General features: G+C 69.1%; 13 protein-coding genes. 3 read left to right on the top strand and 10 right to left on the bottom strand.

Going from position 1 to position 14,613, the window contains the following annotated elements; translation table 11 throughout:
• From JHE00_RS26290 to JHE00_RS26250, 9 genes are all read right to left on the bottom strand, one after another.
• The coding region (locus JHE00_RS26290) for a nucleotide disphospho-sugar-binding domain-containing protein (protein ID WP_200322995.1) at positions 1-959 on the bottom strand (959 nt) is incomplete at its 3' end.
• 16 nt (positions 960-975) lie between these two features.
• A complete protein-coding gene (locus JHE00_RS26285) occupies positions 976-2,265 on the bottom strand; it encodes an activator-dependent family glycosyltransferase (RefSeq protein WP_200322993.1) in 1,290 nt (429 codons plus the stop codon).
• A complete protein-coding gene (locus tag JHE00_RS26280) occupies positions 2,262-3,551 on the bottom strand; it encodes an activator-dependent family glycosyltransferase (RefSeq protein WP_200322991.1) in 1,290 nt (429 codons plus the stop codon). Before JHE00_RS26280 ends, JHE00_RS26285 begins: the two co-directional genes overlap by 4 nt.
• A gap of 15 nt (positions 3,552-3,566) precedes the next feature.
• On the bottom strand, positions 3,567-4,571 hold the full coding sequence (locus tag JHE00_RS26275; protein WP_307832118.1) for an NAD-dependent epimerase/dehydratase: 1,005 nt from the start codon (positions 4,569-4,571) through the stop codon (positions 3,567-3,569).
• Positions 4,572-4,646: 75 nt separating this feature from the next.
• Entirely contained in the window at positions 4,647-5,222 is a 576-nt protein-coding gene (locus JHE00_RS26270) for a GNAT family N-acetyltransferase (RefSeq protein WP_200322987.1), read from the bottom strand.
• A gap of 46 nt (positions 5,223-5,268) precedes the next feature.
• Positions 5,269-6,249 carry an aldo/keto reductase gene (locus JHE00_RS26265; RefSeq protein WP_200322985.1) on the bottom strand — a complete coding sequence of 327 codons (981 nt, stop codon included), beginning with the start codon at positions 6,247-6,249 and terminating at the stop codon, positions 5,269-5,271.
• Between the two features lie 126 nt (positions 6,250-6,375).
• On the bottom strand, positions 6,376-7,935 hold the full coding sequence (locus JHE00_RS26260) for a PH domain-containing protein (RefSeq protein ID WP_200322983.1): 1,560 nt from the start codon (positions 7,933-7,935) through the stop codon (positions 6,376-6,378).
• Positions 7,932-8,465 (bottom strand): PH domain-containing protein, encoded by a 534-nt coding sequence (locus JHE00_RS26255; RefSeq protein WP_200322974.1) that lies wholly within the window; start codon positions 8,463-8,465, stop codon positions 7,932-7,934. The genes JHE00_RS26260 and JHE00_RS26255 overlap by 4 nt, the downstream gene beginning before the upstream one ends.
• 325 nt (positions 8,466-8,790) lie before the next feature.
• A complete protein-coding gene (locus JHE00_RS26250; RefSeq protein ID WP_307832117.1) occupies positions 8,791-9,369 on the bottom strand; it encodes an LmbU family transcriptional regulator in 579 nt (192 codons plus the stop codon).
• A 511-nt stretch (positions 9,370-9,880) separates the two neighbouring features.
• On the opposite strand from JHE00_RS26250, the gene JHE00_RS26245 reads away from it, so the two are divergent.
• From JHE00_RS26245 to JHE00_RS26235, 3 genes are all read left to right on the top strand, one after another.
• Positions 9,881-11,737: an AfsR/SARP family transcriptional regulator gene (locus JHE00_RS26245; RefSeq protein WP_200322965.1), complete on the top strand. Its 1,857-nt coding sequence runs from the start codon at positions 9,881-9,883 to the stop codon at positions 11,735-11,737.
• 142 nt (positions 11,738-11,879) lie between these two features.
• Positions 11,880-13,010, top strand: coding sequence for a sensor histidine kinase (locus tag JHE00_RS26240; RefSeq protein WP_200322955.1), 1,131 nt, complete (start codon positions 11,880-11,882; stop codon positions 13,008-13,010).
• Complete coding sequence (locus JHE00_RS26235) at positions 13,007-13,705, top strand: response regulator transcription factor (RefSeq protein WP_200322953.1); 699 nt, start codon at positions 13,007-13,009, stop codon at positions 13,703-13,705. Before JHE00_RS26240 ends, JHE00_RS26235 begins: the two co-directional genes overlap by 4 nt.
• Before the next feature lie 12 nt (positions 13,706-13,717).
• Here JHE00_RS26235 and JHE00_RS26230 read toward each other — a convergent pair whose 3' ends face one another.
• Positions 13,718-14,605, bottom strand: a complete 888-nt coding sequence (locus tag JHE00_RS26230) for an NAD(P)-dependent oxidoreductase (protein WP_200322951.1) — start codon at positions 14,603-14,605, stop codon at positions 13,718-13,720.
• Positions 14,606-14,613 lie beyond the last annotated feature (8 nt).

Below are 14,613 nucleotides of genomic sequence, written 5' to 3'. Positions count from 1 at the left end.
GCGGTGCAGGTGGGGATGAGGGCGTTGAGGGGCACGTAGGGGACGGCTCGGATGTTGCCGGGAAGGGGACCGAGCCGCCGTCGTGTCAGCTCGTCGATGGTGGCGACGATTTCGATGTCCAGTTCGGACAGTGCGGCGAGCGCGTCGCGGAGGTCGAAGGTGTAGCCGTCGAACCGTTCCGTCGCGGTGATGCCGAGGGTGAGTGCGACGCGCGGGTGTTCGGGCGGATGGTGCAGCCAGTCGGGAATCGTGGACGGTCCGCCGTAGGGGGTGTAGCGCAGGGAGGTGTAGTGCAGATCCGCCGGCATCCGGAGCGAGGGTGGGAACTGGTCGATGGTGAAGTGGCCGGTGATCATGTCCTCGGAGAAGTCGCTGCCGTAGCGGCGCGCGTAGGCGCCGAGCCAGTCGGCGAGTGGGTCGGCGCGGTCCTCGGGTGGCTGCTGGGCTTTGAGCCGGACGTAGAGCTCCCGGGTGCGGCCGAAGACGTCGATGCTCCACAGCAGTCTCGCGTGCGCGGCGCCACTGGCCTTGGCGGCGATGGCGCCCGCGTAGGTGGTGGGTTCCCAGATCACCAGGTCCGGTTTCCAGTGCCTGGCCAGAGTGACGAGGTCGTCGATCATGGGGAAGTTGACGACCTTGTGCCATCCGGCCACCGCCGCCTCGTAGCCGGAAAGCAGGCGCTGCCACGTCACCGGTTCCACGGAATCGGCCGCGGCGTAGGGCTCGAGCAGCCCCGGTCTGGTCACGGCGGTCCGCGTGGCGCCGTAGCGCATCGTCCTGGAGAACGCGTCGTCGGCCTTCAGCGGCACCGCGGTCAGTCCGGCCTCGGTCACCACGTCGGCGAAGCCCGGCTGGACCGCGAACAGGACCTCGTGGCCCTCGGTGCGCAGCGCCCACGCCAGCGGCACCATCGACAGGAAGATGCTGCGATCGGAGTAGGTGGTGAACAGCACGCGCATCGTTTCCCCGCTCCCGTCAGCCTGCGAGTGCCGGCGCCGCGGCGCGGTGGTCGGCGGTGAGCTCCTCCAACCGGGCGACGAGGTCGTTCGGGCTGGGCAGGGCCAGGAATTCCTCCCGGAGGTCGGCGGCGCGGTCGCTGAACGTGGGTTCGCCCAGCAGCCGTTCGGTGGCTTCTCGGATGGACCGTCCCGTGGCCTCGTCGTTGGCCAGGGAGAGACCGGCGCCGTGCCGGGCCAGCCGCCGCGCCAACTCGGGCTGGTCGAAGTGCAGGTGTACGGCCAGCTGGGGGACGCCGTAACGACAGGTGGTCGCAAGGGTGGCGGCACCGGCGTGGTGGATCACGGCGGAGCAGGTCGGGATCAGCGCGTGCATCGGTACGTACGGCACCGTGCGGACGTTGTCCGGCAGCTCGCCCAGCCGGGGGCGCTGTTCCTCCGCGACGGTGGCGACCACTTCGATGTCCAGAGTGGACAACTCGAGCAGGACGTCGCGCACGTCGATGCTGTAACCGTCGAAACGCTCCGTCGCGGACAGGCCCATCGTGAACGCCACGCGCGGCCGCCTCGGTGGCTCCCGAAGCCATCCCGGCACGACCGCGGGCCCGCCGTAGGGGATGTACTGCGTGTTCACGTAGCTCAGCCCGGCGCCATACATCTGCAACGAGGGTGGGAACTGGTCGATGGTGAACCCTCCGGTAGCCAGGTCCTCGGAGAACTCGGCACCGTAGGCGTTCGCGTTGCGCTCGAGCCAGTCGGCGAGTGGGTCGGCGCGGTCCTCGGGTGGCTGCTGGTGTGTGAGCCGGAGGTAGTTCTCGCGCGTGACGCCGAAGATGTCGAGGCTGAAGAGCAGTCTCGCGTGCGCGGCGCCGCAGGCTTTGGCCGCGATCGACCCGGCGAAAGCCAGCGGTTCCCAGATGACGAGGTCCGGCTTCCACTGCCGGGCGAAGTCCACGAGACCGGCGATGACCGGGACGTTGTTCAGCCGGTGCCACCATGTGACGGCGTCCTCGTAGCCGGAGCGCAGGTACTCCCACGTCGCGAGCTCGGGTTCCATGGCGGCGTCGTACGGCCGCAGCACGCCGACCCGCAGCGCGTCGTGCAGGTCGGGCTTCCACTCGACCAGCCGCCACGGGTCGCGGTCGCGGCCCACGGGGACGGCGGTGAGCCCCGCCTGGGTGATCACGTCGGCGAACCGTGGCTGGCTGGCCACCACCACCTCGTGGCCCGCGGTGCGCAGGGCCCACGCGTGGGGCGCGAGGTACTGGAAGATGCTCTTCTCGGGGTTGGTGACGAACAGGACTCTCATCGCGGCTCCCCGTGGCGACCGGTGCGGTACTTGGTGACCAGTTCCTCGAGCTGCGGCACCAGCTCGTTGGGTGTGGGCAGGTCGAGGAACTCGGCTCGGAGAGCACGGGCCCGCTCGCGGAAGCGTGGCTCGGTCAGCAGCCGGGACAGGTTCTCGCGAATCACCTCACCGCTCGCGGAGGCCGCCTCGACGACCCGCGAACTTCCCTGCGCGGCCAGCCTGCGCGCGAGCTCGGGCCCGTCGATGTCGCCCGGCAGGACCAGATGGGGCAGGCCGTGCAGCGCGACGGTGGACAGAGTGCCGAAACCCGCGTGGTGGATCGCAGCGGTGCAGGTGGGGATGAGGGCGTTGAGGGGCACGTAGGGGACGGCTCGGATGTTGCCGGGAAGGGGACCGAGCCGCCGTCGTGTCAGCTCGTCGATGGTGGCGACGATTTCGATGTCCAGTTCGGACAGTGCGGCGAGCGCGCCACCGAGATCGAAGGCGTAGCCGTCGAACCGTTCCGTCGCGACCATGCCGAGGGTGAGTGCGACGCGCGGGCGTTCGGGCGGATGGTGCAGCCAGTCGGGAATCGTGGACGGTCCGCCGTAGGGGGTGTAGCGCAGGGACGTGTAGTGCAGATCCGCCGGCATCCGGAGCGAGGGTGGGAACTGGTCGATGGTGAAGTGGCCGGTGATCATGTCCTCGGAGAAGTCGCTGCCGTAGCGGCGCGCGTAGGCGCCGAGCCAGTCGGCGAGCGGGTCGGCGCGGTCCTCGGGTGGCTGCTGGGCTTTGAGCCGGAGGTAGAGCTCGCGCGTGACGCCGAAGATGTCGAGGCTGAAGAGCAGTCTCGCGTGCGCGGCGCCGCAGGCTTTGGCCGCGATCGAGCCCGCGAACGTGGTGGGTTCCCAGATGACGAGGTCCGGCTTCCAGCGTCGCGCCAGTGCGACGAGGTCGCCGATCATCGGGAAGTTCTCCATCTGATGCCACCGGCTGACCTGTGTGCCGAACTCCGTGCGCAGGTACTCCCAGTCGACGTCGCCGGGTTCGCGGGTCGCGACGTCGTAGGGAGGCGGCAGCCCGAGTCTCCCGCTCTCCCTCCACTCCGGAGCGAGCTCGATCATGCGTTGCGGGTCGCGGTCGCGGCCCACCGGGACGGCGGTCAGCCCCGCTGTGGTGACGGTGTCGACGAACCCCGGTTGAACGGCGCACAGGACCTCGTGGCCCGCGGTACGCAGCGCCCATGCCAGTGGCGCCATGGCGAGGAAGTGGGTCTTCTCCGGGTAGGTCGTGACGAGGATGCGCATCGGGAGCCCCGGCGCTCAGCGGCGCGAGTCGCCCAGCTCGGCGGCGACCGCTGCCGCGGTCCGGTCGAGGCTCCCGATCAGGGACTCCCGCGGCGTCCACCCACAGGCCTGCTCGAACCTGGCGGGCGTCGCGACGAAGTCGACCAGATCCGTCGCCAGCGAGTGCTCGGCAGGCGGCACGGACAGCACCGGCACCGGTGGCAGCTTGGTGTGCGACGACACGACCTTCGCGATGGTGCTGAACAGGTCGAAGATGGAGGTCGCCTGTCCGGTGCCGATCGTCCAGTGTTCACCGGCCAGGCGGTCGGGGTGCTCGAGTGCGGCAACGAAGGCTCGCGCCGCGTCGTCGACACAGAGCATGTCGCGCTTCACCGTTCCGTCGTGCCACATCGTCAGCGGTTTGCCGGCGAAGGCCCGGCGCATCATGACCGCGACCACGCCGCTGTCGAGCGCGATGGGATCGGATCCCTGGCTGAACAGCGTTGCCAGCCGGAGCGTGATGCCCCGCACCAGTCCCTCCCGCGTCGCGGACTCGAGTGCCTGTTCCGCCTCCAGCTTGTGCCGGTCGTAACCGGTCAGTGGCAGATCAGGGCCGGTCCCGTCGGCGCTGGCCGCGGAGTGACCCGCCTGGGACACCGAGCCCGCGAAGGCGACGACCGGTGGCCGGGAGCGCCGCTGCGCGCGGATCGCCTCGATCACGTCGTGCACGAGGCCGACGTTCACGCGCTCCGCCACCCGGTCGCCGTCGGCGACCCGCCACGTTCCCGGGCCCGCGATGTGGGCGACGAGGTGGACGACGCTGTCGGCGTCCGCCACCGCGTCGGCCAGATGCTCACCCGTGGTCAGGTCGGCTTCCCGCACCTCGATCTCGGCCCGGCAGTCCGGCGGGGGAGTGCTCGGCCTGCGCCCGACCAGCCGCAGCCGCACGGGCTGGGTCGCGAGCTCCCGGGTGAGCGCCGTTCCGAGCATGCCGGACGCGCCCAGCACGGTGATCAGCGGAGCAGCGGTGCTGTCGGCCACGGAAATTCTCCTTGTCGTTTCCCGGGTACGGAGGTGCGCGATGCGGCCGGGGAAGCCGGGCATGGGCGCGAAGCGTTAGTGCGGTGGGGGTTCACGCCATTCCACAGTGTCCGGAAGCACGCCGTCGAGGAACCTGTCGACACAGGCGTCCCAGTCGTCCCGCGTGACCTTGTAGCTGTGCAGGTCCCAGTGCCGACCGCGGAAGTACAGGTGCTCGCGGAGGATTCCTTCCTGCTCCTCGGGATCGAGCGCCGTGCCGAACCCGCCGAAGCTGGCCTCGGTCGTCTGCAGGATCATCTTCTCCAGGTCGAACGTGGCGAAAGCGTAGTTGATCGTGAGGTGCGTCGCCTCGGAACCGACGCCGAACCTGGCCTTCGCGGGATCGAGGTAGATGCCCGAACGGATGTGCCCGGCAGGGGAGCGGGCCTGCAACGTGCTGAACCCGAGCACCTCGTTGGTGCCACGCCGAAGAATCAGGAACAGCGCGTCGAAGCGCCGCAGGGTCTCCTCCATCGGGACCGACGTACGCACGCTCTCGAATCCGGTGTCCAGCAACGTTCTGCGGAACGTCCCGTCGGTGGCGCTCGCGGGTACCAACTCGATTCGCCGGGAAGCCCGGTGCGGAAAGAGTGCTTCGGCGCGTGTCTGCACTGTTCGTTCCCTCTCGACGACGTGGTGGTCCCGCCAGCGGGACACCTCAGCCGGCCGGGTCCTCGACCGTCCGGGCACGATCCCAGTTCATCAGCTGCCGCGGCACGGGTAGCCGCTCGATCTCGTGCAGATCCGCCGCGGTGAGCTTGAGTTCCGCCGCGGCCGCGTTCTCGTCCAGCCACCGCAGCGTCTTCGTGCCCGGGATCGGGACGACGTTGTCGCCCTGCGCGAGAGTCCAGGCGATCGCCACCTGCGCCGGTGTCGCTCCGTGCCGCTCGGCGATGTCGCGCAGCCCTCGAAGGATGACCTCGTTGTCGGCCATCGCTTCGGGACTGAAGCGCGGGTCGCGCACCCGGGAGTCGCCTTCCACCAACGTGGAGCTGTCGACTTTGCCGGTCAGGTAGCCGCGGCCGATCGGGGCGAACGCGAGGAAACCCACGTTGTTCTCGCGTGCCCACACGAGCACGTCGTCGCGACTGTGCCGCGCCCACACCGAGAGTTCGTACTGCACCGCGGCGATCGGGTGGATCGAGTGGATGCGATCCAGCTCCGTCACGGTCCCGTGCGAGACCCCGAGCGCGCGGACGTGGCCGGCCCGCGCGAGATCCGCCATCGCGCCCCAGGTCTCCTCGATCGGCACCTCGGGGTCGACGCGGTGGAGCTGGTACAGGTCGATGACGTCGGTGCCCAGCCTGCGCAGGGAGTCGTGGCACGCGGCCTTGATGTGCTCCGGTCGGCCGTCGCGACTGAACTTTCCCGTCGGTTCGCAGACCAGTCCGCACTTCGTCGCGATCGAGACCGCGTGGCGCTGCCCGCCGAGTCCTTTCGCGAGCAGCCGTTCGTTGCTGAATGGGCCGTACACATCGGCCGTGTCGAACAGCGTGATTCCACTTTCGACCGCGCGGTGGATAACCCGGAGGGATTCCTGGTCATCGCGTTCTGAGGGGCCGTATCCGTGAGACATCGAACTGCAGCCGAGCCCCAGTACGCTCACTTTCAAATCCTGTGCCAGAAGAGTTTTGCGCATACCAACCTCTAGCTAGCTGAAGATGGCCGGAAGGCTCGTCCGCCCTGTGCGGGCCGCAAAATACTGTGGTGAATGAGCCTGCGAGAACTGTGCCCCACAACAGAAGTAGGCGCAACAACCCGCGAACTAACCGCGTTCCCGGGAGTCGAGATAGGGCCGCACCAGTTGCGGCGCGATGGTGCCCGCGAGCGGAGCACCGTCGACGTCGCGGACGTCGACCACCTTGTAGCCGCCGTCCCCGGCCGCCGTCGTGGCGACGACCGTGATCAGCCCGAGCCTGCGCTGGAAAATGGACTGGCGGAACTTGAGCCCGACCGTGGCACGCGTCTGCAGTGCCGCGGTGCTGCGGCTCATCAGGCCGCGTCTGGTCACGAGGTACCTGCCGACGATCGTGTGTCCCAGCGCGCGATACGCGACGACGGCGAGTGGGACCGCGATCGGGAGCAGCGCGGGTCCGAGCAGCCACGCCCAGCCGGGCACGAGTCCCGTCGTCGCGTGCAGCCAGGCGAGTACGCCAGCCGGGACGGCGGCGACGAGCAGTGCTCTGCCGAGCCTGCGGCGCAGGGCGTTGCCGGGGTGGCGGCGCAGCGGAGCCTCGAGTGGCCGAACGCCGTCGTCGAGCACGTCCACGGCCACCTCGCGGGCGAAGCGCACCGGGCCTCGCGGCAGGATCACGCTGGGCGGTTCGCCGCCCTGCAACCTGCCGAGCCCGGTCGAGATGACCATGGTGTCGGCGGCGCCCATCCATCGCCACAGCAGTGGCTCGCTGATCTCGATGCCGCGCAGTCGTTTGTCCTCGCGGTGCACCTCCCTGGTCTTGAGCAGCCCCTGGGTGGTGCGCAGGACCGAGCCGCGTTCGGTACTCACCCGGGTCAGCCGGAAGTTCCAGTTCTCGCTGAAGAAGAAGATCGCCAGCATGATGACGCCCACCACTCCCCAGAGCGAGACGCCGATGACGATCGTCCACAGCAGACCCAGCGAGTCCCAGTCGGTCAGGTTGGTGATCACCGACTTGACGTCGATGTTCACCGTCTGGCCGCCCCAGTAGGCAGACCAGAGCAGCAGCGCGGCGGCGAAGAACGCCCAGGCGTTGAAGAGGTTGTAGAACACCCAGCTCCGCCGGAGCGTGGCGATGACGTGCTCACTGCCCTCGTCGGCCGTCGCGCGGTGACCGAGGAGCTCGACGCGGAGCTGTTCCGCGCCTGCTTTCGACAGCGCGTCCAGATGCAGCGGAGCCTCGCCGGTCGTCGCGTTCTGGCCGGTTCCGACGGTGACCACGCGCAGTCCGCTGAGGCGGTGCCGCAGCTTGGCGCTGGCGTCGACGCTGCGGATGCGGTCCCTCGGCACCGTCCGGACCTTGCGCACCAGCAGCCCGGTGCGGCGTTCCACGCTGTGTTCGGTGATGCGGTAGCGGGTCTTGATCCAGCGCAGGGCGTCCTTGACCGAGCCGATGATGCCGATCGCCGTGACGATCGCGACCGGCCAGATGTTCCAGGGCGTGAACGGGACGTCGAAGACGAGGGTCGCGATCAGGGTCGGGATGAGTGAGACCACGAGCTTCACGGCGTCGACCCAGATCACCCGGCTGTGCAGTCGTTGCCAGGTGACCTCGGCGTCCGGTGGCTCGGTGGTGTCCGTGTCCGTGTCCGGGCCGGGAACCGGGGGAGCGGGAACGTGGGCGCTCACGTCGCGTCGCCCGTGGTCCGCTGGGTCACCCGGGACAGGTGCCCGGCCGCCTCACTGGCGATCTCGGCGTCCAGTCCGGTGATCTTGACCGGTCCCTGCGCCGACGCCGTGGTCACGGTGACCGTCGCGAGCCCGAGCAGTTGCTGGAGGGGACCGCGTTTGGTGTCCACGGTCTGGATGCGCGACGCCGGCGCGATCTGCCACTGACGCACCAACCATCCCGACGCCGAGTACACGCCCTCGTCAGTGGTCTCCCACCGGTGGATGAGAAACCGCCAGGTCGGCATGATCGCGACATAGAGGACACCGGCGACGGCGGTGCCGACCAGCAACTGGTCGATCGCGGGCCGAGCCGCCTCCGCGACGGCGCGCAGCGCGGCCAGCAGTCCGAGCACAACGCCCACGGTGATGACGGCGCGCAGGGTCCACCAGACGATGGCCCGCGGTGCGAGACGGTGGCGCGGCTCCCGCAGTCGAACCGGTGCCTCGTCGTCCACCACGTACTCGGAGTCGATCGGCGATGAGGTCATGACGAGATCCTGCTTCAGCGTCGAGAGAAGGAAAAGGCCGGCGAGGGGAGCCCGGCGGAGGGGCGACGTGTCCCGCCGGCGGGACCGGGCCTGGTCGGCGGGGTCGCGGAAACCCCGTCCTGGCAACGTTTTCTAGCAACCGCCGAGGGTCCGGAGTGCCGGATGTCGCGGTCGAGGACCGCGACATCCGGTGCGGAGGGCTTGCGCTTCGTCGGCGTGAACCTACTCTGGAGTCGGTAACTGACGGCGGCGCCGGTGGGCTGGGCGACGGGGTGGGGATTCGCTCGCGCTCTCCGGTCGCGGACCGTCGTATCCGGACTCCGGGTCACACCCCGTCGGGCTCCTGCCTGGAGCTCGCCGCTCGATCGAGAATGGAGACCATCCACGTCAGCAGGTCCTGCTCTGCCCTTTCGGCGGCGTCCTGCCACCGTTGCTTCTGGCTGCCGTCGAGGTTGACCTTGAGGTGCACCTCCTCCGCCTCACCGCGGGCGATGCGCCGGGTCTCCCTGATCCGCCGCCTGAGCTCGTTGCGCGACCAGCGACCGAGCTCGGCCTGGGTCAACCAGGACTCCTGGTCGGCCTCGGGAAGACTGGCCACTTCGGCGTGGTGCTGGAAACTGAGCCGTTGCCGCCTGCGTTCCGGCGGGAACCGGCGAGCTACCCACGCGTAGTTTCGCAGCGTCTGATAATCGAGCGAGGTCGCCTTGATCGCGTCCTTGTAACGGTTCGGGTACTCGACCTCGCCGTAGAGCAGCCAGTCGCCCAGCCACCACGCGGACGAGTTGGTGACGAGATAGATCTGTCTGCCGAGGTCTCGCCACGACTCGATCGGCAGTCCCTTCGGGATGCCGAGCATCGTTCGTTCTGCCTGTGCCTGGCCGTCGAGCTTCAGTCCTGCGCTCACGGACCGTGTTGTCGGAACTCGATGAGCCCTCGGGGCGGGCGTGGTCATGCCTTTGGTACTGAGCATCGGTCGTGACCCCCAGTGTCGTGTCTCTGCTCTGCGGCGAGACGGTGCCAACCGTGTCTCTACGACAGCTAGACACGATCAAAACGAGCAGGTGAGAGGGTGTGACCGACGGTCGTCCGATTAGACCTTTGTTCAGGCGGGTACAGGACCTGAGTCGTGATCACGGCCCGGACGGCTGCGGGCACGGGCCACGATTCTCGTTGGTGTCCAACGGAAAACGGCACGTTCTGGCCATTGCAGAAGACATCTCTGCTGATCGGGTGTATGAACGTCCCTACTGGAGTATTAGTCCTTTTGGGGTGTCTGATCACTGTTTGCTACGGAGTCCCAGGGCGCCGTTCCCAGCCCTGTTAGCTTGATCGGGTGAGCTGGTTCAACCACTGATGGCAGCTGTTTGGGCAAGCTCGACAAGTACGATCTGGGGGTGTGATAGTTGCCGAAGTCCATGAGCGTCTTACTGCTCGGGCCGGTGATCGCGCGCAGCGAAGGGACGGAGATATGTCTCGGCCCGCCGCGGCAGAGATCGGTCTTCGCCGTCCTCGCGGCGCACGCCAACCAAGTGATCACCCGCGAGGGACTCGTCAGTGCCGTCTGGGGCGCGAAAGCACCGGCGACCGCCGTCAACAGCGTCTACACCTACGTGTCGCGCCTGCGGAGCAGCCTCGAGCCCGCCCGGTCCCGGCGCGGCTCCTCCGAACTGATCACTTCCGACAGCGTGGGGTACGCCCTGCACCTCGGCAGTGAGCGAGTGGACACGGAGCGTTTCGACGACAGACGTGCCGAAGCTCGCGTTCTGGCAAATACCGGACAACTCGATAGCGCCGTGCAGCAACTCGACGCAGGCTTGGCGTTGTGGCAAGGCGAACCGTACGGCGGCGCGCTGGGTCCGTTCGTGGAGAGCGAACGTGTCCGGCTCGCCGAGCTGCGCCTGACCGCCGTCGAGGAACGCGCCGGTCTGCGCTACGAGCTGGGCCGGTACGCGGAGCTGGTCGGCGAGCTGTCCGCGCTCGTGCGGGTGCACCCGCTGCGCGAGCACCTGAGGCACCTGCTCATGTTGTGCTACACGGGCCTCGGGCGGCAGGCGGAGGCGCTCGCCACCTACCACAGCCTGCGCACGATGCTGGCCGACGAACTCGGCATCGAGCCGAACCCGCGGTTGCAGGATTGCTACCAGCAGATCCTGCGTTCCGGCGGGCCAGAAGGGCGGCGAGCGCCCGCTCGTGCGCTCGAGACGGCGTACACGGTCGTGGAGCCGGCGCGGGCCGCGGCGGCGGCGCTGACCGCGCAGCTTCGCCGTGGTGTTCCTGGTTTTGCGGGGCGCGCCGGCGAGCTCAAGCAGCTGCACGACGAGGTCGCCGCCAGTCAGGAACGCGGTGTCTCCCCGCTGGTGGTCCTGACCGGTGCGCCCGGAGCGGGCAAGACGGCCCTCGCCGTGCGGTTCGCCCGCGAGTCGGCGGAGTCCTTTCCCGACGGACAACTGCAGCTGGATCTGCGGGGCTTCTCGGGCGACGAGAGCCCGATGGACCCGGGCGAGGCCATGCGGCGCCTGCTCATGGCTCTCGGCGTCACGGTGTTGCCGGAGAACCCGGAACGACAGAAGGCGTTGTACTGTCGGCTCGTGTCGGGCAGGCGACTGCTGCTCCTGCTCGACAACGCGTTCTCCGCGGACCAGGTGCGTCCCCTCCTGCCCGACGGGCCGTCGTGCCTGGTCATCGTGACGAGCCGGTGCACGCTGTCCGGTCTGGGGGACACCGCCGGAGCCAGGTCGCTCGTCGTGGACGCGATGGAGCACGGCGACGCCCTCGAGTTGTTCCACACCGTGGCCGGTGTTCGGGTGCACGAATCGTCGACAGTGGCCGCGCTTCTCGAGGACTGCGGACATCTGCCGCTGGCGGTGCGGATCGCCGCGGCGCGCATCGGTCTCGCTCCGAACGCCGACTGGGCGCTGGCGCAGCTGCGTGGCAGGGAACTGATCGACGTGCTGCAGGTTCCCGGTGACCCGCAGTCGTCGGTGCGAGCCGCGTTCGGGCAGTCTCTTCGCGCGCTCGGCGACGACGCGGTGGCGCAGTTCGTCGCGCTCGGCAACCTGACCACTCCCACCTTCACCTCACTGACCGCCGCCAGACTCGCGGGCACCGCGTCGGGAGTCACGCGCGACGCGCTCGACGCCCTGATCGACGCGAATCTGGTGCGGGAGCCGGTTGAGGATCACTTCGTCCTCAACCCACTGATCTTCGCCTACACGCGTTACCTGAACAAGAGCAGCGAGACAACGCAAGGGCCGCAAGCCATGCCGGTGTGACGGTATGGTCCTGGGCATGTTGTCCACGTCGGCCCCCCTCGGGTTCGAGGCAGGCGTTCCTACGAAAGTAGGGCTGGTGTCCACTGTGGTATCGCCGCGCGGGACCCGGCTGCGACGGGCGACGCGCGGGTAGATGCCGGTAATGGAGCAGCGGTCACCACGAGCGCGGCGCAGGGACGCCCGTGCCTGGGTCGTCGACACGGCCTTGTTCCTGTTCGCTGTCGCAGACGGTGTCTTCACGGCCGTCACTCGCATCGAGTCGGTCGCGGCCGTCGACCCCGCGCTGTTCGTCGCGGACCAGGTGGTGGCCGTGCTGGGTTGCCTCGCGTTGTGGTTGCGGCGGCGCTGGCCGGTCGGTGTGGCGCTGGTGTTGGTGGCCGCGTCGACGTTCTCGGAACTGGTCGCGGGGGCGTTGTTCGTCGCGGTGTTCACGGTGGCCGTGCGCTGCTTGTTCCGGACGACGTGCGTCGTGTTCGGCCTCGGCCTGCTCGCGGCGGTGACCTACGGGCTGCTGCGGCCGGAGCCTGGGCTGTCGATGGCCGTCATGGTGATGCTCATCGCCGGGGCGATGGGCACGGCCGTGGGCTGGGGCCTCTTCGTGCAACGCAGGCGCAATCTCATCGAACGTGCACGCACGGAGGAACAGCTGCGCGCGCAGCACGCCCAGCTGGAGGCGCGTGAGGCGGTCGCGAGGGAGATGCACGACGTGCTCGGGCACCGGCTGACGCTGTTGAGCCTGCACGCGGGAGCACTGGAGTACCGGCGTGACGCCTCGCCCGACGAGGTCGCCAGTGCCGCGGCGGTGATCCGGCAGAGCGCGCACCAGGCGATGCAGGACCTGCGCGAGGTGATCGGTGTGCTGCGAACGCCCGTCGAGGAACTGCCACAGCCCACGTTCGACGACATCACGGGACTCGTCGCCGAGACCAGTGCGGCGGGCCTGCCTGTCCGCCTGGACAGCGACGTGGAGGCCTCGGTTCCGGACAAGGTCGGTCGTACGGCCTACCGCGTGGTGCAGGAGGCGTTGACGAACGCGCGCAAGCACGCGCACCTGGCGCGGACCACAGTGCGTCTCTCGGGCGACGCGATCGAGGGGTTGACCGTCGAGGTGGTCAACGCGGCGTCCACGGCAGAGGCGCAGACCGCCACGTCTGCGGGATACGGGCTCGTCGGGCTCACGGAGCGGATCGCACTGGCCAACGGCAGACTGGAGTACGGCCCGGACTCGGGTGGCGGCTGGCGGATCTGGGCATGGTTACCCTGGAAACCATGACGTCTCCGGAGTCTTCCACGATCGGGGTGCTCGTCGTCGACGACGATCCGCTGGTCAGAGTGGGCGTGAAGATGATGCTGGGCGGCGCCGCCGACATCCGCGTGCTGGGCGAGGCGGCCGACGGCACCGAAGCGCTCGAGCTTGTCGCCGACTGCGCGCCCGACGTCGTCCTCATGGACATCCGGATGCCGGTCATGGACGGACTCAGTGCCACCGAGCGGTTGCGTGCGCGGAAAGCCGCGCCCGAGGTCATCGTGCTCACGACCTTCGAGGCCGACGAGTACGTCCTGCGTGCGTTGCGGGCCGGTGCGGCGGGCTTCGTGCTCAAGGACACCCCGCCGGAGGAGATCGTGACAGCGATCCGGCAAGTGTCACAAGGAAACCCGGCGTTGTCGTCCGCGGTGGTGCGGCGGCTGATCGGCCGGATCGTCGAACCGGGAGCGACGTCGGCGAACGCGCGCCAGCAGAACGCCAGCGCGAAGCTGGAGCAGCTGAACCATCGGGAGCACGAAGTCGCGATCGCCATCGGTGAGGGAAAGCCGAACGCGGAGATCGCGGCGCAACTCTGCCTCAGCGTGCCGACAGTGAAGAGTCACGTGTCGAGCATCTTTACCAAGCTGAGGCTGAACAACCGGGTCCAGATCGCACTGCTGGCGCACGACGCGGGGCTGCTCGACGAGGACACCGGAAGCTGACCAGCAGTCCGTCTACTGTGGAGAACTCAGCTGCTCGCCGCGCGCGATCCTGATGATCTCGGAGTCGTCGTGGCGAGCGAGGCCCGCGCGCCTGCCCGCCAGGTAGAGCTGCTCCGCCGCCGAGGCCAGTGGAGTGGGGTGGTCGCCGGCGCGGGCGGTGTCGGTGACCAGTCCCATGTCCTTGACGATGATGTCGAGCGCGCTCGTCACCTCGTCGGTGCCGCGCACCATGCGGGCGCCGCGGTCGTCGAGCATGAACGAGGACGCGGCACCGCCGCGGATGACGTCCCAGGTGGTCTCCGCGTCGAGGCCCATCGCCTCCGCGAGCGAGAGTGCCTCGGCCGCGGCGGCGATGTGGACCCCGCACAGCAACTGGTTCACCAGCTTGACCTTCTGACCGTCGCCGGGCGCGGTGCCGACGTGTGGCGCGGTGCGGGCCAGTGCGTCCAGCAGCGGCCGGACGTGGTCGACGGCCTGTTGTGGCCCGCCGGCCATGATCAGCAGATCCCCGGTGCCCGCGCGCACGGCGCCGCCCGAGACCGGCGCGTCGACCAGCTCGATCCGCGCGCGGGACAGTCGCTGTGCCCACGGGCCGACGGGGCCGGGACCGACCGTGGCCATCACGGCCACGGTGCTGCCGGGTGCGAGTGCGTCCGCCGCGGCGTCCTCTCCGAACAGCACGCCCTCGACCTGCTCCGCCGTGGCGACCATGACCACGAGGACGTCCGCGTCCGTGGCCGCCGCGCCGATCGAGGCCGCCGGCCGTACCCCGTCGCCGGCCAGCGCCTCGGCTCTGGCCGGGTCGAGGTCGTAGGCGTGCACGTCGTGTCCCGCGCGTGCCGCGCAGGCGGCCATCGGGGAGCCCATGGCACCGAGTCCGACCCATCCCACTCGGGTCATCGTATGTC

Origin of the sequence: Prauserella cavernicola (assembly GCF_016595675.1) — a bacterium.
Classification (GTDB): domain Bacteria; phylum Actinomycetota; class Actinomycetes; order Mycobacteriales; family Pseudonocardiaceae; genus Prauserella_A; species Prauserella_A cavernicola.
Note: the sequence above shows the minus strand (reverse complement) of the source record. Positions and strands in the feature narration are given on the sequence as shown.